The organism is Thalassospira sp. GB04J01 (assembly GCF_000751115.1).
GTDB classification, from domain to species: domain Bacteria; phylum Pseudomonadota; class Alphaproteobacteria; order Rhodospirillales; family Thalassospiraceae; genus Thalassospira; species Thalassospira lucentensis.
Genome location: NZ_CCDX020000012.1, coordinates 467,115 through 490,660 on the forward strand (window position 1 = coordinate 467,115; position 23,546 = coordinate 490,660).

Sequence of the window (23,546 nt, forward strand, 5' to 3'; positions counted from 1 at the left end):
CTTGCCGACCGCGTCCACGGAAATGCAAATGCCGTTAGCTTGGCCATCCCGAAAGACCTTCGCGTTCATTCACCTCAATATAAGACGGCAGCGCGCAGATGTGATTGATGTAGCTGCGCAACACCGGTCGGGCAGTCGCGGCACATCCCATATGACGCGACCACCGCATTAACATGATCGCGAACATGTCGACCGTGCCAAATGTCGGGCCCATCAAATATGTTTTGCCCCGCAAAAGCCGTGCTTCGAAATCGTCCCACACCGAGCTGATCCGCTTTTCAGCCAATGCTTTGACCGCAGCGGCACCTTTGGGGTCGCCATCCTTGGCCGCATATAGCCAGTCACGCATCGCTGGCATCAATGTATTGGCAATATTGCAACCATTCGACGCGTTGCGCGGTTTCTGGTTCTGGCAACAAGCCCGACCCCGGATGCCGTTCGGCCAGCAACATCATCAAAGCAACAGATTCACCGTATGGTGTATCATCTACGACAAGGGTCGGTACTCGCCCCGTCGGATTGAGGCGCAGATAGTCCTGATTGCGTTGCTGATTGCCGTCAATGTCTACCAGTACCGCCTCAAACGGCACATCCAGCTCAATTAACATCCAATGCACTGCCATGCTCGCAGCACCTGGCGCATAAAAAAGCGTGTAACTCATAATGTCTGCCTGAAAGTGAATGGGAGGTTAGGCTCAGATATGTGACCCGGTACCGTCGCCCTTTTGCACCCATGTCCGCGACCGATTGATCGCCATTTTTCCGGCGACCTCCTGATCAAGATCAAGGCCAAACTGATCGGCAAGCCGATAGAGTAGAATTAAGACGTCGGCAGCTTCCTTGCCAATCTCGGCGTGATCTTGCGCGACAACGGCTTCTTTAAGCTCTTCCATCTCAAGCATTGCACGATCAACCAGTGAGACCGGTGCGCTGACCGGCCCAAACGTTGCCTCGGCCCAGTCGCACATGCTGCGCTGCGTTTCTGCCTTCGATGAATTTGTTTTGTAATTATTCACAAGAATTCATCCCATATAAAGTAAGTTGGCTGACGATGCTTTTAGCATAATTAATGAGAAGCACATGATCCATAGGCAGGACAGCAAAACCCATTGGCCGCTTCGCCGGGCGGTGCAGCTGCTTGCCGTCATTGCAGGGTTGATCATGGCCCAAGCACCCGCACACGCCCGCACGCTGCTGATTGAAGGACTGTCGGAGCCGCCGCTTAAATGGCTTTCGGGTAAGAACCCGCGCGGCATCGATGTCGATATCATGCGCGAAGTCTTGCGCGAAATGGACATCAAGGATTACGAGTTCCGCTTTGTCGATAGCGGCAAACGACTGCTTCACAATGCCAGGCTCGGTTACTCCGACATCGTTCTGACACTGTCACAGAATGACGAACGGTCAGCCTATCTGCTGTACCCTGATGAAAATCATCTGCTGCTGGATTGGCGCTTTGCCATTCGCGCCGACGACGTGCGCACCATTCACTTTGATCAATATTCCGATTTGCGCGCCTATCGGGTTGGGGCCGCTGCGGGCTATTCATATACCCCGACATTTTGGAATTCAGATCTGGATATCGAAACGGTTGCCCGAAATGATCTTTTGATTCCCATGCTGCTCGAAAACCGGTTTGATATTGTCCCGGTCAATTATCTCAGCACTATCTATGAGACGATCCAAAATGGATCCCGCGCCAAAATCGCCTTTTTGAACAATCCACTTCGGCGGGCTGCTTATTACAATCCATTTTCGCGCGCATCCGACTATCCGGACAAAGAGGTCTTTCTGGCCCAGTATGACAAAATCCTGCGTGACATGCGCCATGATGGCAGGCTGCTTACAATTTTTCGTCGCTATCTTGGCCCGGACGGGGTCGACTGGTGGAAATCGCAGTACGGCAACTAGGCAACCGTAATAGAAGATAGCCCCCCACAGTAAGCCCCGGCTACATGAAGCTATAGGGGTCGATATCGACCTGCACGCGCACGCTGCCCGGTGTTTTGACCTTTGACAGCCACTCATGGATCAGGGCCTGCATTTTCACCGTTTTATCCGCACGGATCAAAAAGCGCCGACGATAGCGTCCACGCAGCAAGGACAATGGTGCGGGCGCAGGCCCCAGCACCATCAAACCATCCCCGCGCGGGGCCGCCCGCCCGATCCGCCATGCGGCTTCATCGACTTCGTTTTCTTTTTTGCCACTTATAATAAGGGCTGCCAGTCGCCCATGTGGCGGCATGCCATGGGTCATGCGTTGCGATAGCTCGACCTCGTTAAAGGCATTGCGATCACCTGCGGCAATTGCCTTGATCACGCGGTTGGCCGGATCGGCGGTTTGCAGCATCACCGTACCCGGACGATCACCACGCCCAGCACGCCCGGCTACCTGGGTTAGCAACTGATAACTGCGTTCGGCTGCGCGCAAATCCCCACCCGCCAAGCCAAGATCCGCATCAACCACCCCAACCAGGGTCAGCATAGGAAAGTGATAGCCCTTGGCCAAAATCTGGGTGCCGATCAAAAGATCGACATCGTGATTATGGACCCTTTGGACCAGCTCGGCAGCCGCCTTTGGTCCCATGATATTGTCGGATGTCGCAACCTCAATCCGGATATTGGGGAATGTTTCGACCGCTTCTTCATAAAGCCGTTCGACCCCCGGCCCACAGGGGGCAAGCTTGCCTTCCTCGCCACAGGCGGGGCAGGCATCAGGTGCCTTTGCCTGATATCCGCAATGGTGACATTGCAATTTGCCCCATGCGCGGTGCTCCACGAGCCAAGCGGTGCAGTTGGGGCATTGGAACCGATGACCACAAGCCCGGCACAGGGTCAGCGGCGCATAGCCACGCCGGTTTAAAAACAGCATCGCCTGTTCGCCATTGGCGAATGTTTCCGCCAGCCGTTTTTTCAAGGTTGGCGTAATCCAGCGCAGGCGCTCAGGTTTGTCTTGGCGAATGTCGATAACTTCAACACTTGGCAAGACGGCCGCCCCATGACGGCTGCCCAGTTCGACCCGGTAGTAGCGCCCCGCATCAACATTGGCCAAGGTTTCAAGCGACGGGGTTGCCGATGCCAGTACAATCGGAATATTGCCCAGATGCGCACGGGTGACTGCCATGTCGCGGGCGTGATAAATCACGCCGTCTTCCTGCTTAAACGCATGTTCGTGTTCTTCGTCGACCACAATAAGGGCAAGATCACGAAAGGGCAGGAAAAGTGCCGACCGCGCGCCAACAACCAGTTGCACAGAACCATCTGCCACCGCGCGCCATGTATCACGACGGCGCGCCTGCCCGACTTCGGAATGCCAAAGGGCCGGGACAACACCAAACCGGTCGCGGAAACGCTGCAACCATTGGGCCGACAGGGCAATTTCCGGCAGCAGAACAACCACCTGCTTACCTTCGGCCAAGGCCGCACGGATCGGCTCAAAATAAACTTCTGTCTTGCCCGACCCCGTGATGCCATCGAGCAATGTGCAGGAAAATCCACCTGTATCGACCCGGTCACATAATGCATCGGCTGCGATCGTTTGTTCATCTGACAGGTTCGGGCGCGGGATGGTCAAATCAGGCAGATCAAATGGCGATGGTGGTTTGACCATCAGGCGTCGCACCGCCCCGGCTTCAACCAGCCCCTTGATCACGCTTGCCCCGGCCCCTGTTTCGCGCAGGATATCCCCTTGCTCCATCGCCGGATTTTCCCCCAGAAACGCCAGAACTCGTTTGCGCGGCGGGGTCATGCGCAACGTCGATGCGTCGAAATCCGCATTCAAGGTAAACCGGAAAATCGGTTTTGGTTGCTCAAGCGCGTCAGGCACGCTCATGGCCATGCGCAACACCGCGCCCTGTGGCGCCATGGTATAGGCCGACACCCAATCGATAAATTTGCGGGTGACCTCGGGCATGGGCTCAGCGGGAAGAACACCATAAATCTCGCGCAACTTGCTCGACTCGACGTCGCCCTTGGCATCGCCCCAGACCACCCCGCGCTGGGTTTGTCGCCCCAGTGGGATTTCCACAAAATCGCCAAATTGCACCGATATGCCTTCGGGCACGATGTAGTCATACGGTCCAGCAAGCGGCAACGGCGGAAGCACGCTTATGGTCTGTGCAGTTACCTGAAAGGCCGGATCATCAGCAAACAGATTTCCAGATGTGGCCTTTGCCGCGCTCATATATTATAAACCCCGTCGGAATGCCTTTCGGGCTGCTCGAAAAAACACCCTCGATGGCCCATGGCATAATAGAAAACGGTCCCACAGCTTGGATCTGGAACCGTCCATTGGATGGAGCCCGAACCTAGCAGCTAACCGCATCATCGAACAACGATCTTCAAACGACGATCTTCAAAAGGTCCGAATAGGAAATCCAATGAAGTTTTTCATCGATACTGCTGACATTGACGCAATCCGCGAAATCGCCATGTCTGGCCTCGTGGATGGTGTCACCACCAACCCCTCGCTGGTAGCAAAAACAGGCCGACCGTTTCTCGAACTGATCAAGGAAATTTGTGACGTCGTTGACGGCCCGGTCAGCGCAGAAGTTGCTGCGACCGATTACGACACCATGGTCGCAGAAGGCCGCAAGCTGGCAAAGATCGCCGACAATGTCGTCGTCAAACTGCCGCTGACCTCTGATGGCCTTAAAGCTTGCCGCACCTTTACCGACGAAGGCATTAAAACCAACGTTACACTTTGCTTCTCGGTTGGTCAGGCCATTCTGGCGGCCAAAGCCGGTGCAACCTACGTTTCGCCGTTCGTTGGCCGTCTGGATGATATTTCGTCCGATGGTATGCAGCTGATTGCTGACATCGTTGACGTTTATGGCAACTACCCGAACTGGACCACCGAAGTCCTCGTTGCTTCGGCACGTGGCCCGCAACATGTTGTCGACTCGGCCCGTCTTGGTGCCGACGTTGTCACCATCCCGCCGCAGGTTCTGACCCAGTTGACCAAGCATCCGCTGACCGACAAGGGCCTTGAAACGTTCCTTGCTGACTGGGAAAAAACTGGCCAGTCGATTCTGTAATCTGGCCTGTCATCCCCCTGTTATCAGGTCATTGTCCTGATGGGCGGATAAAAGCCGACATTGCGTTCGGTTTTTAACATGCATTTAACCCGGCTGCCCGCATTGTGGCAGCCGGGTTTTTTATTTCTCACTGTACAAGCCGGAACCGATGGAAAAGACAGTACTGCGCGCCGACGATGTCGCGACCTTTCTCGCCGAACATCCTGATTTCTTCACTTCGCGCCCTGACTTGCTTGAAAGTCTTGCGTTGCCTGTCCGGGAAATGGGATCAGGTGTCGCCGACATGCAGCAATATGTCGTCGCGCGGTTGCGCGATGAACGTGAAAAGTTGCGTGGTGCCACCAGCGAACTGATCAATATTTCCAAATCCAACCTTGAAACCCAAAGCCGCATCCACCGCGCTGTTTTGGCCATTTTAAATGCACGCGGGTTTGAAACCTTTGTCGAAGCACTTCAGGACCTTGTGCCCGAACTGCTTGATCTTGATGCCATCGCATTGTGCTTTGAAGAATGCGACGAAGCGCCGGTGCCAAGCTGTGATGGCCGCGTGCGCCGCCTTGTTAAAGGGGCGGTTGATCAGGTTCTGGGCGACGAGCAGGACGTCTGGCTTTTGCCCGACGATGCCGGGGATGAGGCCATTTTTGGCCCGAAAGCATCCGAAATCCGGTCGGCTGCCATCGTCCGACTTGCGCCATTTTATGGTGATCCGGTTGGTATTGTTGCCTTTGGCGTCAAGGAGCCGGGATATTTCAGTCCGGCACAGGCCAATGACCTGATCATGTTTTTGGCCTCCGTGATTGAATTTGGTGTGCGTCGATGGCTCACCCAAACGGTTTAACCGCCCTCACCCTTCCGAGCGATGTGCGCGAAGCCATCGCCGATTGGCGCACGTGGCTTTCTGATGAGCGACGTGCGTCCAATCACACCACCGAAAACTATCTGGCCGATCTTTATGCTTTTCTCGGTTTTATCAATGGCCATCTTGATGGTGTCCCGGACCTGAACGCGCTTCTGCGCTTAAACCCGCGTGATTTTCGAAGCTGGCTGGCCCGGCGCAGCATGGATGGCATGGCCAAAACATCCACTGCCCGCGCGCTGTCATCGCTACGCAATTTCTATCGTTTTCTTGATCGGTCAGGACGCGGACAAAATGCCGCCGTCAGTTCCATTCGCAATCCACGCCTGCCCCAAACCGCCCCCAAGCCGCTTTCGCCCGTCGATGCGTTGGCCGTTCTTGAAAATGCGGGTGTCTGGCAAGATGAACCTTGGCTTGCCAAGCGTAACCTTGCACTTTTCACGCTTCTATACGGCTGTGGCCTTCGTATTTCCGAGGCCCTTGATCTGAACGCCAATCAAAGCCCGACAGGGGACTCGATGGTCATCACGGGCAAAGGCAACAAACAGCGTCTTGTGCCGGTTTTGCCGATTATCCGCGATGCGATTGAAGATTACCTGCGCGCCTGTCCCTATGCACCGCATGGCAATGACGCACTTTTTGTCGGCGCGCGTGGCAAACGATTGGTCGCCCAGGTCGCCCAACGCGAAATGCGCAAGGTCCGCGATCTTTTACAACTTCCTGATACTGCAACTCCGCATGCGCTGCGCCATTCCTTTGCCACCCATCTTTTGGCTGGCGGCGGTGATTTACGCACCATTCAGGACCTTTTGGGTCACGCATCGCTTTCAACGACCCAACGCTATACGGCCGTGGATAGTGAACAATTGATGGCGGTGTACAACGGCACCCATCCACGCGCCCGGCGATAATTTCGGCACATTATCGTCGAATGGAAACCATCCTGCTTGCGATGCGTTGGGACAATCATCACACAAAGCAGCAAGGAAATCTTATGGCCCTAAACCCGATGAAACTGTTTCGAACTCGCCGCTTTGATGCCAGTCCCAAACACCGGTCGGTCTACAGCGCCTATGAGATAGCCTATTCAGTGATCGACCTTCTGGCTGCGGTTTTATTCATTGTTGGCAGTATCCTATTTTTGGATGACGCAACGGTTTACGCCGGCACGTGGCTATTTATCATTGGTTCGGTGTTTTTTGCCGCACGTCCAGCCGTAAGGCTGGCGCGCGAACTTCATCTTGCCGGGCTCGATGATAACGATGAAAGCCAAGGCTCCCATAAAAACATTCCTGCCAAAACCGCGACGGATCAGGCCCGCCCCCCCGCCGGGTAGAAGGATGAAGACGTTGGACGATCTGATTTGGGAAAAATTCACTTCGTCTTGCCGTTCTTTCCCCCTTACACTGCGCGCAAACAGTTAAAATACCCGGAGAAAAATCATGATCCTGCGATCCAGTGACCCGTCGCCTTTTGGCCGGAAAGTCAAAATTGTTGCCAAGATGCTTGGTGTTTACGACCAACTGTCGGTCGAACTGTCAAACACCAACGATCCGGCCGACAGCCTTCGCACGCAGAACCCGCTGGGGAAAATCCCGATCCTTATTCTTGATGATGGTCGCAAGATTTTTGATTCACGCGTGATTTGTGAATACTTGGATGCGCAGACCGATGGCGTGACCCTGCATCCGACCGAAAGTGATGCCCGCTGGGATGCCCTTACCTTACAGGCACTGGGCGACGGCATTATTGATGCCTCAATCCTGCAGGTCTATGAAACCCGCATGCGCACTGAGGACAAACGCGATGACGGCTGGATGTCCTATCAGGCGGACAAGGTCAAACGCTCACTAGATCAAATTGACGCAAACCCACCGGCATTTGGTGCTGATCTTCATATCGGCCATGTCGGCATTGCCTGCGCATTGGGGTATCTTGACCTGCGGTTTGACGGAAAATGGCGACAAACATACGGCAACCTCGTCACATGGCTGGATGAATTCCGGTCGCGCGTGCCTGCATTCGATGCGACCCAGTTCAAAGGCTGATTTTGCAAATCAACGCCGGGCGTCATGGCGTTCGGCGTTTTTAGTGCCAAATACGACCCATTGACCATCTTGATCCAACAAGCCCCGGAGACCCAATGATATGTCACGTTTAAACAGTGTTATTCGCCGCCTGCAGGCCCAACGCGATTGCCTGAATGCTGCGGCTGAAATGATCAAGGATCAGGACGGGATCGTGCTGGAAGTTGGCCTTGGCAATGGTCGCACGTTCGATCATTTGCGCGAAATCATGCCGGATCGGGAAATCTATGTGTTTGACCGGCAAATTGCCGCTCACCCGAAATGCATTCCCGATGATGACCATCTGTTCCTTGGCGATATTTTCGAAACCCTGCCAATGGCCGCGGAGCGTTTCAAAGGTAAAGTCGCACTTGTGCATTCCGATGTTGGCACCGGGGACGAAGACCTGAACGCCAAGATCGCAGCCTTTATCGGTCAGACCCTGCCGACGGCCCTTATGACTGGTGCCATTGTTGCGTCTGATCAGAAAATTGACGTGCCCAACACCATCGCAGAACCGCTGCCCGAAGGGGTCCCGAAAGACCGCTATTTCTTCCGCCGGTATCAAGGTTAATCCTTTAATGGGGGCATGACAGATCAAATGGACAAGTATCAGCTCTTTCAGCAATTGCATCTGCGTACCGGGGCGTTTGTCATCCCCAACCCATGGGATGCAGGGTCCGCCCGCATCCTTGCCGCACTTGGGTATGAAGCATTGGCAACCTCCAGCGCCGGGCTGGCCTTTTCCATTGGCCAACAAGATTCTGCGGCATGTATTTCACGCGAAGCCATCTTGCAGAATGCACAAGATATCGTCAACGCAACCAACTTGCCTGTTTCCGCCGACTTGGAAAACGGTTTTGGCGCTGATCCAGAATCCTGCGTAATGACGATTTCACTCGCAGCAAAAACCGGACTTGTCGGTGGCTCAATCGAAGACGCAACAGGTGATCCCAACAACCCGATTTTTGATTTCAACCTTGCTGTAGAACGCATTGCCGCCGCCGTCGAAGAATCCCGTAAACATCCTTTTATGTTAACCGCGCGCGCTGAAAACTTCCTGCATGGTAAACGCGATCTGGATGATACAATTCTTCGTCTTCAGGCATTCGAAAAGGCCGGTGCAGATGTTCTTTATGCACCGGGGCTGCCTGATATCGCGGCAATACGCACGGTTTGTGCATCTGTCACCCGCCCGGTTAATGTTGTGATGGGGCTTTCCGGTCCGACCTACAGCGTCAGCGAATTAGAACAGGCAGGCGTCAAACGCATCAGTGTTGGCGGGTCGTTTGCCCGGGCGGCACTTGGCGGCCTCATGCGTGCCGCGCGCGAGGTAAAAGACCATGGAACTTTTACTTACGCCAAAGATGCGCTGTCTTCGTCAGAAGCTGAAAAATACATATTTACCCCACCCAAAAATTGAATAACCCCTTCCTCGACACGGGGCATAGCGTTCAAGGCAAACAATGAGCACACCAGAAACACTTTCGCCAAGCGGTTCACAAATTTCCGAAGCCGAGGCCTTCCTTGCGAAATACCCGGATGTCGAAGCCATCGATATTATCCTGACCGACTTTCATGGGATTGGCCGGGGCAAGACAATCCGGCGTCATGAACTTGAATCCATTTATAAATCCGGGCGCGGATTGCCAAGTTCAATCTTTGGACAGGATGTGACCGGCGAGGACGTTGATGATTGCGGGTTGGTGCAAACTGGTGGGGGCGGTGACGGTCGGTGCTGGCCTGTACCCGGAACGCTGGGTTATTTACCTCATACGGGGCGCGGGCAACTTTTGATCAGCATGTATGACGAAGACCGCACGCCGCATGATGTGGACCCGCGCAATGTGTTTGTCACACAGGTAACCCGTGCCCGGAAACTCGGCTTCACCCCGATGGGGGCGTTTGAGCTTGAATTTTATTTGGTCGATCGCGAAGCCGACGCAGGCGGGCTTTATCACCCGGCGCCCTATGCCCTGACCAAACGCCGCAGCACCTTGCGCAACACGATGTCAGTCGATGAAATTGATGAGATGTCACCGCTGTTTGATGCGATCTATGAAGGTGCCAAGCATCTTGATCTGACGCTCGAAACCCTGATTTCGGAATATGGCCCCGGCCAGTATGAAATGACGATCCGCTATCGCAATCTGATGCGGGCGGCTGATGACGTCATCATTGCCAAACGCCTGATCCGCACCGTCGCACGCCGTTTTGGCACAGAAGCCGTGTTTATGCCAAAACCGTTTGGCACTGAAGCCGGATCGGGCATGCATTTGCATCTGTCACTGGCCGATGATGCGGGCAACAACCTGTTTGCCGATCAGGCAGATGGATCGTTAAGCCCACTTATGCTGAATGCGATTGGCGGCATTCGCGGCACGATTGGCGAGACGATGTTGCTTTTGGCCCCGTTCATGAATTCATGGCGCCGGTTTGCGTCGGCGATGTATTCACCAGCATCCGATGACTGGGGTGTTGAAAACCGTACTGTGGCATTGCGAGTCCCCGGCACGCCGGGCAAAACCCGCCATTTTGAACATCGCATTGCCGGTGTGGATGCCAACCCGTATCTGGTGGCCGCCGTCACGCTGGGCGCAGCCCTTGACGGTATTGAAAGTAAAATCGATCCGGGCACGCCATGTACCGATGAAATCGGTCAGGCCAAAGCCCCAAATGACCTGCCGCGCCACTGGCTGGACGCGATTGACCAGTTTGGCGCCTCTGACTTCAACAAGCGTACGCTTGGCCCAAGATTCCATAAGGCCTTTACCAAAATCAAGCAGGCGGAATATGAACATATGGCGCTTAAGGTATCAGCCGCAGAATGGGAATATTACGGATTTTCGATCTAACCTATGTTCCCAGAAAGATAAATCTGTCCCCATTTCCCCTTTTGGGTGTCTTTGCTATGCCATCATCAGTAGCTCAGGTTCAAACCGAGCGACCTGCTAAGGAAGAATGTAACGAACCCCAGGCATAGTAGCGCTAGCACGAAGATTGCGGCAACTTTGGCACCCGCGAGCATTACCGCGCGCGTCCCGCCCTTTTCGCCTTGATCGTAATGCCACTTGATGGCGAAGAACATGGCCGTCAGCAGTGCGACAACTTTAAACGTACCAAAGACGATAGGGATCCAATCCATATTAAAGACTCTCATTTGCATCAGCTTGATGCGTTATGATCTCATCTTGGGCAAACGTATATTTCTCATTCTGCAACGCTGATATGTAACAGCAGGAGGCAGTTTTCTGACCTGTATCTTTGGTTCGGGAATGACCGCTTAGGGCCGATCCCGAAAGGCCAGGGGGAACGAGAAATGGGGACTGAAGGCTGGAGGGGGGAGTGGAAATATTACGACTTTACGATTTGACCACCGTTCCGGTCAGGGTGCCCTGACCGGGAACAGGATCATCGGGAAAACCGATTAAAAGACGCGCTTGGCCCGGGTGTTTGATCCTCTGGCGGAAAAGGCGACTTTGGGGCGGGCATCGATCATTTTCTGATCACGCAAATACGCCACTTCCAGATCGCGAGGATCGACGGTCATAAGACGTGCGTCGTCGGAGCGATCCGAATTGGTGTTCAAATGCATCTGAGTGGAAACCCACTGCCACGTCGGATATGTGACTTTTTCGTCCTGCATTTCTTCGGTCATGACTTTATAAGACCCGGCAGGCAGAACTTCGGCCAGACCGCGCAAGCTAAACGGTCTTACAAAATTCAGAATTTTAGATGTTGTACGGTTTGTCAAAGTAGCTCCTACCGCGCAAAAGCGCGTTGGTTAGAAAAAACGAAAATAATTATTTCCGTCATTAATCAGGCGGGATTTCATTTCAGCCATGTGCAAGTCCGCGTCACCTTTTAGGTGCTTTAAAAAGGATGCTTTATTCCGCGACGATCAAAATAAAAATATCTGCTCACATGTGAAATACTAAAAACATATCCAGTATTCACTATATGAATATTTATCGATATTTTACAACGAACATATTTTTATATTTTGCTGCGTTGCGAAATTTACCAACGTTTCTGCCGAAAAGTCCGAATACCTCCCAAGCACCAAAACAATGCAAACAGGGCCATGCACCTTTTAAAGTTCGGGAATCCGTGCACGACGCCCCATTTCCTTGCTATCGCGGTCTAATGGCGATATTCAGGTTTCAAACTGTCATTAACTTGCAATGCTGGGCCCCGCTTCTTATCTCCGGCTTGCAACAGGCGAGATGAGACGACGCCATGAATGAAATGATTACAATTGCCGAAGCTTCGGTGGACGCAATGTCGGAAATGCAGATTGATCCGACTTTGGATCTTGAGGCGGAAATAGCCCGCCTTAAGAAAGAAAAGAACGCGATTATTCTGGCCCATTACTATCAGGATGGGGAAATTCAGGATCTTGCCGATTTTGTCGGCGATAGCCTTGATCTGTCGCGCAAGGCGGCCGAAACCGATGCCGATGTCATCGTGTTTTGTGGCGTGCGCTTCATGGCCGAGGTTGCCAAGATTCTCAGCCCGAACAAAACCGTTCTGCTGCCCGATTCCAAAGCGGGTTGCTCGCTCGAAGATTCGTGTCAGCCTGAACCGTTTCGCAAATTCCGCGAACAGCATCCTGATCACGTATCGATCACCTATATCAACTGCTCGGCCGAGGTAAAGGCAGCATCGGACATTATCGTAACATCGTCCAATGCCGCCGAGATCATTGATCAGATCCCGGCAGACAAACCGATCCTTTGGGCGCCTGACCGCCATCTTGGGGCATATCTTGCCAAGAAGACCGGGCGTGACATGACGTTGTGGAATGGTTCATGCATCGTGCATGAACAGTTTTCAGAACGTGAGTTGATCCGTTTGCAAACGCAAAACCCGGACGCCAAGGTTGCCGCCCATCCGGAATGCCATGACGGCATTCTCAAACATGCCGATCATATCGGGTCCACCCGTGCCATTCTGGAATATGTGATCAACGGTCCGGATCAAAAATATCTGATCGCGACTGAACCACACATCATCCACCAAATGGAAAAAGCCGCCCCGCACAAGGAATTCATTCCCGTACCGGGTGCCGACGGATCGTGCGCGTGCAACAATTGCCCGTTCATGGAGCTTAACACGCTTGAAAAACTGTATCTGTGCTTGGTCAACAATGGCCCGCAGATCGTCATGCCGGAAGATTTGCGCGTCGCAGCCGTCAAACCGCTTGAACGGATGCTGGAAATGTCAAAAGGCATTCCACTGAAAAAAGACGACGCGGCCTAAGCCGAACCATTTAACAGCCCCGCACATTTTGCGGGGCTGTTTTCATTCCCACACGACTTCAAAACGGCTGCCCATCATGACCGTCCTGACCCAAGCTGAAATTTCAGAATTCATCGACCGCGCCTTTGCCGAAGACATCGGCCCCGGTGACATCACATCGGATAATGTCGTCCCCGAAAATGCGCGCCTGCGTGTCGCGCTTGAAACCCGCGAGGATATCGTCGTCGCCGGGCTTGATATTGCGCTGGATTGTTTTCGTAAACTGGTCCCGGATGCCAAAATCACAAAGCACTGCGAAGACGGCCACGCCATCAAGGCAAAAGACGTTTTGGCCGTGGTTGAGGGCAATGCGCGCGGCATCCTGACGGCAGAGCGCACAGCCCTTAATACACTGCAACACCTTTCGGGGATTGCCACCACCACGCGAACCTATGTTGCTGCTATGGGTGATACGACGACAAAGCTGCTTGATACCCGCAAAACATTACCGGGCTGGCGCAAACTGGAAAAATACGCAACCCGCATGGGTGGGGCCCAAAACCACCGCATGGGGCTTTATGACGGGGTGATGATCAAGGACAACCATATCGGCGTTGTCGGATCGATCACCAAATGTGTTGAGGCCGCACGGGCAGCTAACCTGCCGAAAATCGAAGTCGAATGCGATACCCTTGATCAAGTCCACGAAGCAGCAAGTGCCGGGGCAGATATCATCCTGCTTGATAATATGGGTCCGGAGATGCTGCGCGAAGCGGTTGCCATCGTCGATGGCCGTTGCAAAACCGAGGCATCGGGCGGTGTAAACCTTCAGACCATTGGCGCCATTGCTGCCACCGGCGTTGATTATGTGTCGGTCGGTCGGATCACCCAATCGGCCCCGGCGGTTGATATCGGACTTGATGTCGCGATCCTGTAAATCACGCGAGATGCTGGAATGACAAAACCGGACATCATTAAAGTCATCGAAACGGCAAACTGGATTTTGCGCGACGGAGCAAAAATCCTGTCAGTGCGCAGCCATGGTCGGGATCGGTTTTACCTGCCGGGTGGCAAAATTGATCCGGGCGAAACTGCCCATGACGCAATCATGCGCGAAATCAACGAAGAACTTGGCGTTGATCTGATCCCTGACAGCATCCGCGAGTTGGGCACCTTTGCCGGACAGGGGCATAAGCAGCCCGACGGCGCAATTGTGCGCATGACGTGCTTTGTCGCCGACTATCGCGGCACACTTTCCCCGGCACGCGAAATTGCCGAGCTGCGCTGGCTCACCCCGCGCGAACGGAACCTCATGGCGCCCATGGGCCAAAAGATCACCGCTGCACTGTTTGATATCTAGGTTTCCAACCAGACAATCCCAAACGCCCCCACTAACGCGGTGCGTCACCGTCGGGGTCTCCGCCCGCATCGGGGATCGACCGGCCTGCGGCATCTGCATCGCGCGAAACATCCTTTGCCGCAGATGGCGGGGTGGCCTTCTTTTCGGCCCCTTCGCCAATCTCACCCGTATCATTGCCGTCATCCGATGATGGCGTCGACGGCGCAGAATCATCACCTTTTGGAGCCTCAGGTTCGGGCTTCTTGCGTCCTTGACCAGCTTCGCGGATGGCATCGGTTAATTTGTCGATATCACGCAAATTGAGATCACGCTGCGGGAATGGGACTTCGACACCCTCGTCGCGGAACCGCTGCACCAATTCAAAACGGATCGAACTGGCAACCGCCAAAACATCCCCGATATCGCGCAGGAAATAGCGTAATTCGAAATCAAGCGAACTGGCGCCGAAATCCATAAACACGACCTGTGGCGCCGGGTAGCTCAGGATTTCCCGGCGCTTGTCGGCCATCTCAATCAGGATTTCGCGGACCTTTTCCACGTCCGACCCATAGGATACGCCAATTTTGATGATGCCACGTCCCGAGCGCTCCTTAAGCGTCCAGTTCAGAACCCTATTGGAAATCAGTTCCGAGTTCGGGATCACGATGGAGGACCGGTCAAAGGTCTCGATCTCGGTCGCGCGCACCCGGATGTCTTTGACAAACCCCTGATCTGCGCCAACCACAATCCAGTCACCGACCTTGATCGGGCGTTCGACCAACAAGATCAAGCCAGACACAAAGTTATTCACGATACTTTGCATCCCAAAACCGATACCGACCGAAATAGCACCGGCAATGATCGCAAGGTTGGACAAATCCAGACCAGCCGCCGAAATCGCCAGAAGCACTGCAAGGCAAATCCCGACATACCCGAAAATTGCCGAAACCGAATGCTGCAAACCTTCGTCAAGCTTGGTATTGGGCAAAACGCGGGTACTGAGCATGCGCTGGAAAAATCGCATCAACCCCAGCACAATGACAAACATCATCACCGCAATCAGGATCGTGCGCAGCGAAATATTGAAGCCACCCACTTGAATTCCGATAAAGGCCTGCCCGGCAACATCAATCAGATCCACCCAGGCAATGTCGGTAAAGATCATGACCGCGATCGGCACCGCAATGACGACCATCACCACATCAATCGTCACCCGCAGCCAGAAATAAAGCGTGCCGTGCACCGCATTGGCACTTGCACTGTCATCACTGGTTTCGGGGGTGACAAGATAGGTATGCATCAACGCACGGGCATAACCGCGCAGCAACCAGTAAGACGTCAGAAACGCGCCTGCCATCATCAGGTTTTCGAGGATAAAACGCGCAAGCGCCACATAGCCGAGCACCATCAAAAGCGGCAAGGCAATCGAAATCATTTTCAGACCCCGGCGGCTGCGGCGCTCAAGCTTGGCCCAGAATTCGTGTCGGTCACGCTCGTCATGTATCCAGAAAACCCCGAGCGAGGATACAAACAACAGGATCGAGATGATCATGACATTTGAAACGCTTTGCACCAACGCCAGATCAAGCGAGGTACCAAGCGTGGTCGCCCCTTGCAACAGGATCATGTCCCAGGCAAAGATCAAAGCGACCGCAAGAGAACACAAACCGACAACCCGCGCCCCGTGATCCGTCGTGCCCGACCGGCGCATGGACGGTGCAAAGGGCGAATGAATGCTGCGAATTGCCGCCCCAACAAACAAAAGAAACAGAGCTGCCCCAAAACATTGATGGATGAAATCACCAATGCTTCCGCTTAACAAATCGGGCTGTCCATCAACCATCTGATAGGCAATCAAAAGCGCAATTCCCGGCACCATTGCGGTAAACAGGAACCGCGTTCCCGACACCAACGCCACCCGGTCCTCTGTCGGCATTGATTTCCAGCGCGACGGAATATAGCGCAGGACGATGACCTCGCCGCCAATCAGGGCCGCGATAACAACAAACGCCAGCAAAACCAACCCCGGCGCAATTTCGCCAAGCTGGTCTTCGACCTTGCCGTCAATTGCGAGGTTGGCGTATCGGGCCTGAACCATGCTGGGAATGTGGAAAAGCTGGTCCCAGCCCTCCACCCAGACCTTGGCGTCTGTCGGCACACCGACCCGGCCCAGAATGCGACGGGTAAACCGTTCGCGTGCCAGACTGCTCAACTGATCGGAAATTTCGGTCGCCCGAAAATTGGAAAGCTCAATCTGTTTGATGACCCCACTGACATTGGCAATGTCCCTGTTGAGGCGATCACGCTCTTCGGCAACGGCCGGCACTTCGGACTGGCCTTCTGCCGGAGCTTCCCCCAGTTTGCTTTTGGCGGCTTTTATGCGTTCAAGCCGTTCGCTTGCGCGGCCCTGAAGCGTTCGGGCCGCTTCAAGAATGCGTTCTGTGATACTCCGTCCATCCACCAGTAAGCGGCTTGGCACATCGTTGTCATCGAGTTCTTTTTCGATATCGTCAAGCTGTTTGGTCCAGTCAGCAATGCGGTCTTGTGCGTATTTGACCTCAAACCGCTGGGTTGCGGACTGACCTTCGTCGGCGTCTTGTGCCTGCAAGGGCGCACTCGCAGCCAGCCAGACAAAACAGACTGCAAACCCGATAAGAAAACGACGCACTGAATTCATAGTTGATGTTCCATCATGATCCTTGAGGAACGGCATTTGACCGTTTTTCCCGATTTGTAAACAGGTTACACTGAAGCCCACAACGAATCACGCAACGTTTCGTTCCCGACAACACGCCAACCACCATTCAAATTTGTGCGCCACAGCCACAAAGGGAACCAAAGATGACGACATCGGGACTGATCAACGCATTCGACATCGCCCCAACCGGTACCGCGCAATCCATTGACTGGGGCGAGCTTGCCACCAAAATACCCGTCCTTGACGACGGTCATTATCTTTGGGTTCACCTCGACTGGATGACAGAGGGGGTCCACGATTGGCTGATGGATATTGCCGGGATCGACCCGACAATTGCCACCAACCTTGCCACCCGTGGCACACGCCCGTCTGTGTTCTTCTATGATCATGGTTTTTCCATGAACCTGCGCGGGGTCAACCTGAATGCGGAAAACGATCCGGCCGACATGATTTCCGTTCGTTTCTGGCTGTCGGAAAACATCATCATCACATTGCGCAATCAACCGCTTAAGGCGTTTGACGATATCCGTAATGCCATTGCACAGGGGACGGCCCCGCGCAGTCCCGATGATTTCATCCTGACCGTTGCCGAACGGCTGGCCTATCGGGTTGAAAATGTCGTGCGTGACCTTGAAGAAGACGTCGAAGCCATCGAAGATGATCAGGAAACAGTGACCGAAGGCAAAACATTGCCCTTGCGCATGCGCGGGTCCGACATTCGCAACCAGCTGTCGCGCTTGCGGCGTCATCTTGCCCCACAACGCGACGCACTGGGCCAGTTTGTCGAGCACAAACCAAGCTGGGCCGACAAACGGTTTAAACGACGTGCGCGCGCACTGGCCGACAAAACCATCCGTCTGGTCGAAGAATTCGACTCCCTGCGCGAGCGCATTCAGATCGTGAATGAAAACCTGATGGCGCTTGAAACCGAACGGATGAACAGAACCATGTACTGGTTGACCGTCATTGCCGGACTTTTCCTGCCGATCAGTTTTGTCACCGGGCTGCTGGGCATCAATGTCGGTGGCATCCCGGCCGCCGACAGCCCTTGGGGATTTGTCGGTGTGGTCGTTATCTTAAGCGCATTTGTCGCGCTGGAAGTCTGGTTGTTCAAAAAAATGCGGCTGATATGAACAGATGATACCGTCCCGCCTGCGCATGGGCCGTGGCTGAATTGCACAGCACCTTGTTGCAATGCGGTACTGCTTGGCGCTATGACTTTGCCAACGCCCGCGTTTCTTTCACTGCAATCGAGATATGTTAATGACTGACGGCCCGCTTTCACGTTACCGCGCGAAAATCACCAATGGTGAGCTGTCCCATGACCCGATGCAGGAACTCTGCGCGGAAAAACTACAGAGCCTCAAAAACGCCCTGTCACACTATGAACCGGCAACCGGATCAGGTGGCTGGCGCGAACGGTTTGGCCTGACGCGCCGCCGCGATGAACCCACCCCGCCGTCCGGGCTTTATATCTACGGCGAAGTCGGACGGGGCAAATCCATGCTGATGGATCTGTTCTATGAAACCATCGATATTGAACAAAAACGCCGCGTTCATTTTCATGACTTCATGCAAGACGTCCATAACCGCATGCACCGGTATCGTCAGCAAAAGGAAAAAGACGACGCCGATCCCATCCCGCCAATCGCAAAAGATCTGGCAAATGACGCGTGGCTATTGTGTTTCGATGAAATGCAGGTCACCGATATTACCGATGCGATGATTCTCGGCCGTCTGTTTGAACATCTGTTCGAACATGGTGTGGTGATCGTCACCACATCAAATCGCCAACCTGATGACCTTTATAAAGACGGCCTTCAGCGTCAGAATTTCCTGCCGTTTATTGAGATGATCAAGCAAAAGCTTGATGTTCTTGAACTGGCGAGTGCGACCGATTATCGCATGCGCAACCTGACGGCGGCGGACGTTTTCGTCTATCCGATATCGCACGATGATGCCTTGCCCAAAATCGACGCGATGTTCACCACCCTGACCGAAGGCGCACGCGTCACCCCTGATAGCCTGACTGTTAAAGGCCGCAAGATCGAAATCTCGGCCGTCGGGGCCGGTGTTGCCAAGTTCAGCTTTGAAGAACTGTGCACGCGCCCGCTTGGGCCGGGCGACTACATTGCACTGGCAACCCATTTCCATACCATTGTCATCGACTTCATTCCGAAATTGCCTGACGCGCGCCGTGATTGGGCAAAGCGTTTTGGTACCCTGATCGATGCGATGTATGAACATAAAACAAAATTGATCTGTGCGATAGAATGCGACCCCACCGAGATTTATACCGATGGCGATTATTCGTTTGAATTTCAGCGCACTGTGTCGCGGATGACCGAAATGCGCAGCCAGGAGTACCTTGATATGGCGCATCTGACCTGATCTGACGTACTTGTCGATCACACATGCGCGCAGGTGCAAAGTTGATGAGCAGCATCCCTTGCTTTACCGGATACTTTCATCGGGCAGTTTCACGGGGAAATCACAACGGATTAACCAGCCCCGCGCCATGATCGGACACCATATTTTCGTATGGGAAAAACGACTCCACCCACCTGAGTTTAAAACGATTGCAATTATTCGCCACGCAGTAGCTTTTCGGGCGGCGATTCTTGCGTGAGCACGATCACAAACGCACAAATGCGCAAAATTCACCGAACGCGCGATTTTTCGAATACAGCATCACCGCATGGCAGATAGCAGTTTCATGCAATGCTGTGCGGATCAGAACATCATCTCGCGCCCGAATTCGCGGCAAAAGCGCGCACTGCCTTTCCTTTAGGCATCGCGCAATCGCAAACTGGCTTTGGTTTTGCTGCATATTCTGACTTGTTCGCAATTGCAGCATGACCGGTTTTTGAGCGTTTAGACCATAGTTGCAACAAACCGGGAACCGGCGGTTTTCCTCGTAAAAACAGCGGCGTTTCCCCTTGTAAATCAGGACAAATCAGTTTACGACACTTGATGTTTACGAACGAATATTTCGCGTTCGCAGGTTTAAATTTTCAATCGCGCTCCCAACTTGAGTTTCGACCCCCAGGAAGTGCAATAGGGAAGAAGGTAACGGAATGGCCCGCAACAAGATCGCGCTCGTCGGTGCTGGCAATATTGGTGGCACGCTTGCTCACCTCGTCGGACTGAAAGAGCTTGGCGACGTCGTCCTTTTCGACATCGTTGATGGCATGCCACAGGGCAAGTCGCTCGACATTGCTGAATCCTCCCCCGTCGACATGTTTGATGCCGACCTCAAGGGTACCAGTGACTATAAGGATATCGCAGGCGCTGATGTCGTCATCGTCACCGCAGGTGTCGCCCGCAAGCCGGGCATGAGCCGTGATGATCTCATCGGCATCAACACCAAAGTCATGACCCAGGTTGGTCAGGGCATCAAGGAACATGCACCGAACGCATTCGTCATTGTCATCACCAACCCGCTTGATGCGATGGTTTGGGTGATGCAGCAGGCAACTGGCTTCGATCCGAAGAAAGTTGTTGGCATGGCAGGCGTTCTGGATTCAGCACGCTTCCGTTACTTCCTCGCAGAAGAATTCAAAGTATCGGTCAAGGACGTCACCGCGTTCGTTCTTGGCGGTCACGGCGACACCATGGTCCCGTCGATCCGCTATTCGACCGTTGCAGGCATCCCGGTTCCTGACCTGATCAAAATGGGTTGGACCACGCAGGAAAAGATCGACGAGATCGTTCAGCGTACCCGTGATGGTGGTGCCGAAATCGTTGCCCTTCTGAAAACAGGTTCTGCATTTTACGCCCCGGCTGCTTCGGCAATCGCGATGGCAGAAAGCTACCTGAAAGATCAGAAACGCGTCATGCCGGTTGCTGCTTATCTGAGCGGTGAATACGGCGTTGATGGTATTTACGTTGGCGTCCCGGTTGTTCTGGGCGCTGGCGGTGTCGAACGCATCGTCGAGATCAATCTCGACGAGTCCGAAAAGGCAAACTTCGAGAGTTCCGTGGCAGCTGTCCGCGGCCTCGTCGAAGCTGCCAAGGGCATGCTCTAAGAACGCGAAACGGGCTGGTCAGTGACCGGCCCGTTTTTCAATCATTGTTGTTTTTCAAACTTCAATGATCGCGGGCCTCGCAATAAAGTCCCTCCCGCAAGTTACGGGGACATTGAAATCCCGATTTCTGACCCACAGGAAATCGTACGGAAGGCAAGAAAGCGACCTAACATGAATATTCATGAGTACCAGGCGAAAGAAATTCTTCGCAAATACGGTGTGACTGTGCCGAACGGCAAAGTTGCCTACACCGCCGAGGAAGCCATTGAAGCTGCACAGTCACAGGCTGGCCCAGTTTATGTGGTGAAATCCCAGATCCATGCAGGTGGCCGCGGTAAGGGCACCTTCAAGGAAGACAAAGCCGGCGATAAGGGCGGTGTTCGTGTTGTCAAAAGTGTCGAAGAAGTCGGCACCAACGCTGAACAGATGCTCGGTTCGACCCTGGTTACCCACCAGACCGGTCCGGACGGCAAAGAAGTCAAACGCGTTTACATCGAAGAAGGCTGCGATATCGCACGTGAACTGTATCTTTCGGTTCTCGTTGACCGCGCCTCCTCACGCGTCATCTTCATGGCATCCACCGAAGGTGGCATGGACATTGAAGAAGTTGCAGAAGCAACCCCGGAAAAGATCGTCACCGTTGACATCGACCCGGCTGCTGGCTTCTCGGGCTTCCATGGCCGCAAACTGGCGTTCGCACTTGGCCTTGAAGGCAAGCAGGTTTCCAAAGCTGTCAAGTTCATGTCAGCAATGTACCAGTGCTTCCTCGATACAGATGCTGCAATGGTTGAAATCAACCCGCTGGTCGTGACCGGCGATGGTGACATCATTGCGCTTGATTGCAAAATGAGCTTCGACGACAACGCGCTGTTCCGTCATCAGGACATCGAAGACCTGCGCGACGAAGACGAAGAAAATCCGGCCGAACTTGAAGCTGCCAAGCACAGCCTCAACTACATCAAGCTTGATGGCACCATTGGCTGTATGGTCAATGGCGCAGGCCTTGCCATGGCAACCATGGACATCATCAAACTTTATGGTGGTGCACCGGCAAACTTCCTCGACGTTGGTGGCGGCGCAACCAAAGAACGCGTTACCACGGCCTTCAAACTGATCTTGTCTGATCCGAATGTCGAAGGCATTCTGGTCAACATCTTTGGTGGCATCATGCGGTGTGACGTGATTGCAGACGGCGTTGTGGCAGCAGCCCGCGAAGTCAGCCTGAACGTTCCGCTGGTCGTTCGCCTCGAAGGTACCAATGTCGAACTTGGCAAGAAGATCCTCGAAGAATCGGGTCTGCCGATTGTTTCGGCCGATAACCTTGCCGATGCCGCCGAGAAGGTGGTCAAAGCTGTGAAGGAGGCCGCGTAACTATGGCTGTTCTCGTCGATAAAAACACCAAAGTTATCTGCCAGGGTTTCACTGGTTCGCAGGGTACCTTCCACAGCGAACAGGCTATTGCCTATGGCACGAAAATGGTTGGCGGTGTTACCCCGGGTAAAGGCGGCACCAAGCACCTTGACCTGCCGGTTTTCAACACCGTTGCCGAAGCGAAACACGTTACCGAAGCAAATGCCTCGGTCATCTATGTTCCGCCGCCCTTTGCTGCTGATGCAATTCTTGAAGCCATCGATGCGAAAATCGAACTGGCTGTCTGCATCACCGAAGGCATTCCGGTTGCCGACATGGTTCGCGTCAAGCGTGCGCTCGAAGGTTCTTCGACCCGCCTGATCGGTCCGAACTGCCCGGGTGTCATCACCCCGGATGAATGCAAAATCGGCATTATGCCCGGTCACATTCACCGCCGCGGTAAAATCGGTATCGTGTCGCGTTCAGGGACCCTCACCTACGAAGCAGTTGCACAGACCACGGCCGCTGGCCTGGGTCAGTCGACCTGTATCGGTATTGGTGGTGACCCGGTCAACGGCACCAACTTCATTGATTGCCTCGACCTGTTCCTGCGGGATCCGGAAACCGAAGGCATCATCATGATTGGTGAGATCGGTGGTACTGCAGAAGAAGAAGCATGTGAGTTCCTGAAAGCTTCGGCTGTCAAGAAACCGGTTGCTGGCTTCATCGCGGGTGTGACTGCACCTCCGGGTAAACGCATGGGCCATGCTGGTGCGATCATCTCCGGCGGTCAGGGCACTGCGGATGCGAAAATGGAAGCAATGCGCAGTGCTGGCGTACTTGTAGCTGATTCGCCTGCGAGCCTCGGTTCGACCATGCTCAAGGCGTTGAAGGGCTAATCTGGGTAGTCAGAGGAAAGGCAAGGGGGGGCG

Annotated in this window: 24 protein-coding genes; 17 read left to right on the plus strand and 7 right to left on the minus strand. The window is 54.0% G+C overall.

The window, feature by feature from the left end:
* Positions 1 to 34: 34 nt before the first annotated feature.
* The 3 genes from AMM48_RS22305 to AMM48_RS13430 are packed head-to-tail and all read right to left on the minus strand — an operon-like array spanning position 35 to position 1,016.
* The gene (locus AMM48_RS22305; protein WP_198413533.1) at positions 35 to 349 is read right to left on the minus strand and encodes a glutathione binding-like protein; all 315 of its coding nucleotides are present in this window, start codon (positions 347 to 349) and stop codon (positions 35 to 37) included.
* Positions 342 to 662 (minus strand): glutathione S-transferase N-terminal domain-containing protein, encoded by a 321-nt coding sequence (locus tag AMM48_RS22310; protein ID WP_198413534.1) that lies wholly within the window; start codon positions 660 to 662, stop codon positions 342 to 344. The genes AMM48_RS22305 and AMM48_RS22310 overlap by 8 nt, the downstream gene beginning before the upstream one ends.
* Positions 663 to 695: 33 nt before the next feature.
* Positions 696 to 1,016, minus strand: a complete 321-nt coding sequence (locus AMM48_RS13430) for a dATP/dGTP pyrophosphohydrolase domain-containing protein (protein WP_022731719.1) — start codon at positions 1,014 to 1,016, stop codon at positions 696 to 698.
* A 64-nt stretch (positions 1,017 to 1,080) separates the two neighbouring features.
* Between AMM48_RS13430 and AMM48_RS13435 the strand changes: the two genes are divergently transcribed.
* A complete protein-coding gene (locus AMM48_RS13435; RefSeq protein ID WP_102784438.1) occupies positions 1,081 to 1,911 on the plus strand; it encodes an ABC transporter substrate-binding protein in 831 nt (276 codons plus the stop codon).
* A gap of 40 nt (positions 1,912 to 1,951) precedes the next feature.
* Here AMM48_RS13435 and AMM48_RS13440 read toward each other — a convergent pair whose 3' ends face one another.
* Positions 1,952 to 4,183: a primosomal protein N' gene (locus AMM48_RS13440; RefSeq protein WP_102784439.1), complete on the minus strand. Its 2,232-nt coding sequence runs from the start codon at positions 4,181 to 4,183 to the stop codon at positions 1,952 to 1,954.
* A 196-nt stretch (positions 4,184 to 4,379) separates the two neighbouring features.
* On the opposite strand from AMM48_RS13440, the gene fsa reads away from it, so the two are divergent.
* The 8 genes from fsa to AMM48_RS13480 all read left to right on the plus strand — a co-directional run bounded on the left by fsa (position 4,380) and on the right by AMM48_RS13480 (position 10,813).
* Positions 4,380 to 5,036, plus strand: a complete 657-nt coding sequence (fsa, locus tag AMM48_RS13445) for a fructose-6-phosphate aldolase (protein ID WP_022731722.1) — start codon at positions 4,380 to 4,382, stop codon at positions 5,034 to 5,036.
* Between the two features lie 148 nt (positions 5,037 to 5,184).
* Positions 5,185 to 5,874 (plus strand): DUF484 family protein, encoded by a 690-nt coding sequence (locus AMM48_RS13450; protein ID WP_102784440.1) that lies wholly within the window; start codon positions 5,185 to 5,187, stop codon positions 5,872 to 5,874.
* Positions 5,853 to 6,803, plus strand: a complete 951-nt coding sequence (locus AMM48_RS13455; RefSeq protein ID WP_102784441.1) for a tyrosine recombinase XerC — start codon at positions 5,853 to 5,855, stop codon at positions 6,801 to 6,803. Before AMM48_RS13450 ends, AMM48_RS13455 begins: the two co-directional genes overlap by 22 nt.
* 83 nt (positions 6,804 to 6,886) lie before the next feature.
* Entirely contained in the window at positions 6,887 to 7,228 is a 342-nt protein-coding gene (locus AMM48_RS13460) for a YrhK family protein (protein WP_244271228.1), read from the plus strand.
* Between the two features lie 106 nt (positions 7,229 to 7,334).
* Positions 7,335 to 7,940 (plus strand): glutathione S-transferase family protein, encoded by a 606-nt coding sequence (locus AMM48_RS13465; RefSeq protein WP_181951570.1) that lies wholly within the window; start codon positions 7,335 to 7,337, stop codon positions 7,938 to 7,940.
* A gap of 100 nt (positions 7,941 to 8,040) precedes the next feature.
* Positions 8,041 to 8,532, plus strand: coding sequence for a class I SAM-dependent methyltransferase (locus AMM48_RS13470; RefSeq protein WP_022731727.1), 492 nt, complete (start codon positions 8,041 to 8,043; stop codon positions 8,530 to 8,532).
* A 27-nt stretch (positions 8,533 to 8,559) separates the two neighbouring features.
* A complete protein-coding gene (locus AMM48_RS13475) occupies positions 8,560 to 9,381 on the plus strand; it encodes an isocitrate lyase/phosphoenolpyruvate mutase family protein (protein ID WP_244271229.1) in 822 nt (273 codons plus the stop codon).
* A 43-nt stretch (positions 9,382 to 9,424) separates the two neighbouring features.
* The gene (locus AMM48_RS13480; RefSeq protein WP_102784444.1) at positions 9,425 to 10,813 is read left to right on the plus strand and encodes a glutamine synthetase family protein; all 1,389 of its coding nucleotides are present in this window, start codon (positions 9,425 to 9,427) and stop codon (positions 10,811 to 10,813) included.
* Positions 10,814 to 10,878: 65 nt separating this feature from the next.
* On the opposite strand, the gene AMM48_RS13485 is transcribed toward AMM48_RS13480, so the two are convergent.
* Both AMM48_RS13485 and AMM48_RS13490 read right to left on the minus strand, forming a co-directional pair.
* A complete protein-coding gene (locus AMM48_RS13485; protein ID WP_102784520.1) occupies positions 10,879 to 11,103 on the minus strand; it encodes a hypothetical protein in 225 nt (74 codons plus the stop codon).
* Between the two features lie 282 nt (positions 11,104 to 11,385).
* Positions 11,386 to 11,712 (minus strand): hypothetical protein, encoded by a 327-nt coding sequence (locus AMM48_RS13490; protein WP_022731731.1) that lies wholly within the window; start codon positions 11,710 to 11,712, stop codon positions 11,386 to 11,388.
* A 485-nt stretch (positions 11,713 to 12,197) separates the two neighbouring features.
* Between AMM48_RS13490 and nadA the strand changes: the two genes are divergently transcribed.
* From nadA to AMM48_RS13505, 3 genes are all read left to right on the plus strand, one after another.
* Positions 12,198 to 13,220, plus strand: coding sequence for a quinolinate synthase NadA (gene nadA / locus AMM48_RS13495; RefSeq protein ID WP_022731732.1), 1,023 nt, complete (start codon positions 12,198 to 12,200; stop codon positions 13,218 to 13,220).
* A gap of 76 nt (positions 13,221 to 13,296) precedes the next feature.
* Positions 13,297 to 14,136: a carboxylating nicotinate-nucleotide diphosphorylase gene (gene nadC / locus AMM48_RS13500; protein WP_102784445.1), complete on the plus strand. Its 840-nt coding sequence runs from the start codon at positions 13,297 to 13,299 to the stop codon at positions 14,134 to 14,136.
* 18 nt (positions 14,137 to 14,154) lie between these two features.
* A complete protein-coding gene (locus tag AMM48_RS13505; RefSeq protein ID WP_102784446.1) occupies positions 14,155 to 14,559 on the plus strand; it encodes an NUDIX domain-containing protein in 405 nt (134 codons plus the stop codon).
* Between the two features lie 31 nt (positions 14,560 to 14,590).
* Here AMM48_RS13505 and AMM48_RS13510 read toward each other — a convergent pair whose 3' ends face one another.
* Positions 14,591 to 17,215 (minus strand): DUF3772 domain-containing protein, encoded by a 2,625-nt coding sequence (locus AMM48_RS13510; RefSeq protein WP_102784447.1) that lies wholly within the window; start codon positions 17,213 to 17,215, stop codon positions 14,591 to 14,593.
* A gap of 164 nt (positions 17,216 to 17,379) precedes the next feature.
* Here AMM48_RS13510 and AMM48_RS13515 point away from each other — a divergent pair, with 164 nt between their 5' ends.
* The 5 genes from AMM48_RS13515 (at position 17,380) to sucD (ending at position 23,513) form a co-directional block, all read left to right on the plus strand.
* On the plus strand, positions 17,380 to 18,369 hold the full coding sequence (locus AMM48_RS13515; protein ID WP_102784448.1) for a zinc transporter ZntB: 990 nt from the start codon (positions 17,380 to 17,382) through the stop codon (positions 18,367 to 18,369).
* 130 nt (positions 18,370 to 18,499) lie between these two features.
* Positions 18,500 to 19,627 (plus strand): cell division protein ZapE, encoded by a 1,128-nt coding sequence (gene zapE / locus AMM48_RS13520; RefSeq protein WP_102784449.1) that lies wholly within the window; start codon positions 18,500 to 18,502, stop codon positions 19,625 to 19,627.
* Between the two features lie 686 nt (positions 19,628 to 20,313).
* On the plus strand, positions 20,314 to 21,264 hold the full coding sequence (mdh, locus tag AMM48_RS13525; RefSeq protein ID WP_102784450.1) for a malate dehydrogenase: 951 nt from the start codon (positions 20,314 to 20,316) through the stop codon (positions 21,262 to 21,264).
* Positions 21,265 to 21,405: 141 nt separating this feature from the next.
* A complete protein-coding gene (gene sucC, locus AMM48_RS13530; protein ID WP_258548867.1) occupies positions 21,406 to 22,635 on the plus strand; it encodes an ADP-forming succinate--CoA ligase subunit beta in 1,230 nt (409 codons plus the stop codon).
* Between the two features lie 2 nt (positions 22,636 to 22,637).
* On the plus strand, positions 22,638 to 23,513 hold the full coding sequence (gene sucD, locus AMM48_RS13535) for a succinate--CoA ligase subunit alpha (protein WP_022731741.1): 876 nt from the start codon (positions 22,638 to 22,640) through the stop codon (positions 23,511 to 23,513).
* Positions 23,514 to 23,546 lie beyond the last annotated feature (33 nt).

Excerpts from the sequence above, each read along its gene's own strand:
- zapE (WP_102784449.1), top strand. The coding sequence starts at position 18,500 with ATGACTGACGGCCCGCTTTCACGTTACCGCGCGAAAATCACCAATGGT.
- AMM48_RS13485 (WP_102784520.1), bottom strand. The coding sequence starts at position 11,103 with ATGGATTGGATCCCTATCGTCTTTGGTACGTTTAAAGTTGTCGCACTG.
- fsa (WP_022731722.1), top strand. The coding sequence starts at position 4,380 with ATGAAGTTTTTCATCGATACTGCTGACATTGACGCAATCCGCGAAATC.
- AMM48_RS13460 (WP_244271228.1), top strand. The coding sequence starts at position 6,887 with ATGGCCCTAAACCCGATGAAACTGTTTCGAACTCGCCGCTTTGATGCC.
- AMM48_RS13470 (WP_022731727.1), top strand. The coding sequence starts at position 8,041 with ATGTCACGTTTAAACAGTGTTATTCGCCGCCTGCAGGCCCAACGCGAT.
- nadA (WP_022731732.1), top strand. The coding sequence starts at position 12,198 with ATGAATGAAATGATTACAATTGCCGAAGCTTCGGTGGACGCAATGTCG.
- AMM48_RS13440 (WP_102784439.1), bottom strand. The coding sequence starts at position 4,183 with ATGAGCGCGGCAAAGGCCACATCTGGAAATCTGTTTGCTGATGATCCG.
- AMM48_RS22310 (WP_198413534.1), bottom strand. The coding sequence starts at position 662 with ATGAGTTACACGCTTTTTTATGCGCCAGGTGCTGCGAGCATGGCAGTG.
- AMM48_RS13505 (WP_102784446.1), top strand. The coding sequence starts at position 14,155 with ATGACAAAACCGGACATCATTAAAGTCATCGAAACGGCAAACTGGATT.
- AMM48_RS13475 (WP_244271229.1), top strand. The coding sequence starts at position 8,560 with ATGGACAAGTATCAGCTCTTTCAGCAATTGCATCTGCGTACCGGGGCG.
- AMM48_RS13435 (WP_102784438.1), top strand. The coding sequence starts at position 1,081 with ATGATCCATAGGCAGGACAGCAAAACCCATTGGCCGCTTCGCCGGGCG.
- nadC (WP_102784445.1), top strand. The coding sequence starts at position 13,297 with ATGACCGTCCTGACCCAAGCTGAAATTTCAGAATTCATCGACCGCGCC.
- mdh (WP_102784450.1), top strand. The coding sequence starts at position 20,314 with ATGGCCCGCAACAAGATCGCGCTCGTCGGTGCTGGCAATATTGGTGGC.
- AMM48_RS13450 (WP_102784440.1), top strand. The coding sequence starts at position 5,185 with ATGGAAAAGACAGTACTGCGCGCCGACGATGTCGCGACCTTTCTCGCC.
- sucD (WP_022731741.1), top strand. The coding sequence starts at position 22,638 with ATGGCTGTTCTCGTCGATAAAAACACCAAAGTTATCTGCCAGGGTTTC.
- AMM48_RS13455 (WP_102784441.1), top strand. The coding sequence starts at position 5,853 with ATGGCTCACCCAAACGGTTTAACCGCCCTCACCCTTCCGAGCGATGTG.
- AMM48_RS13515 (WP_102784448.1), top strand. The coding sequence starts at position 17,380 with ATGACGACATCGGGACTGATCAACGCATTCGACATCGCCCCAACCGGT.
- AMM48_RS13465 (WP_181951570.1), top strand. The coding sequence starts at position 7,335 with ATGATCCTGCGATCCAGTGACCCGTCGCCTTTTGGCCGGAAAGTCAAA.
- AMM48_RS13480 (WP_102784444.1), top strand. The coding sequence starts at position 9,425 with ATGAGCACACCAGAAACACTTTCGCCAAGCGGTTCACAAATTTCCGAA.
- AMM48_RS13510 (WP_102784447.1), bottom strand. The coding sequence starts at position 17,215 with ATGAATTCAGTGCGTCGTTTTCTTATCGGGTTTGCAGTCTGTTTTGTC.
- AMM48_RS22305 (WP_198413533.1), bottom strand. The coding sequence starts at position 349 with ATGCGTGACTGGCTATATGCGGCCAAGGATGGCGACCCCAAAGGTGCC.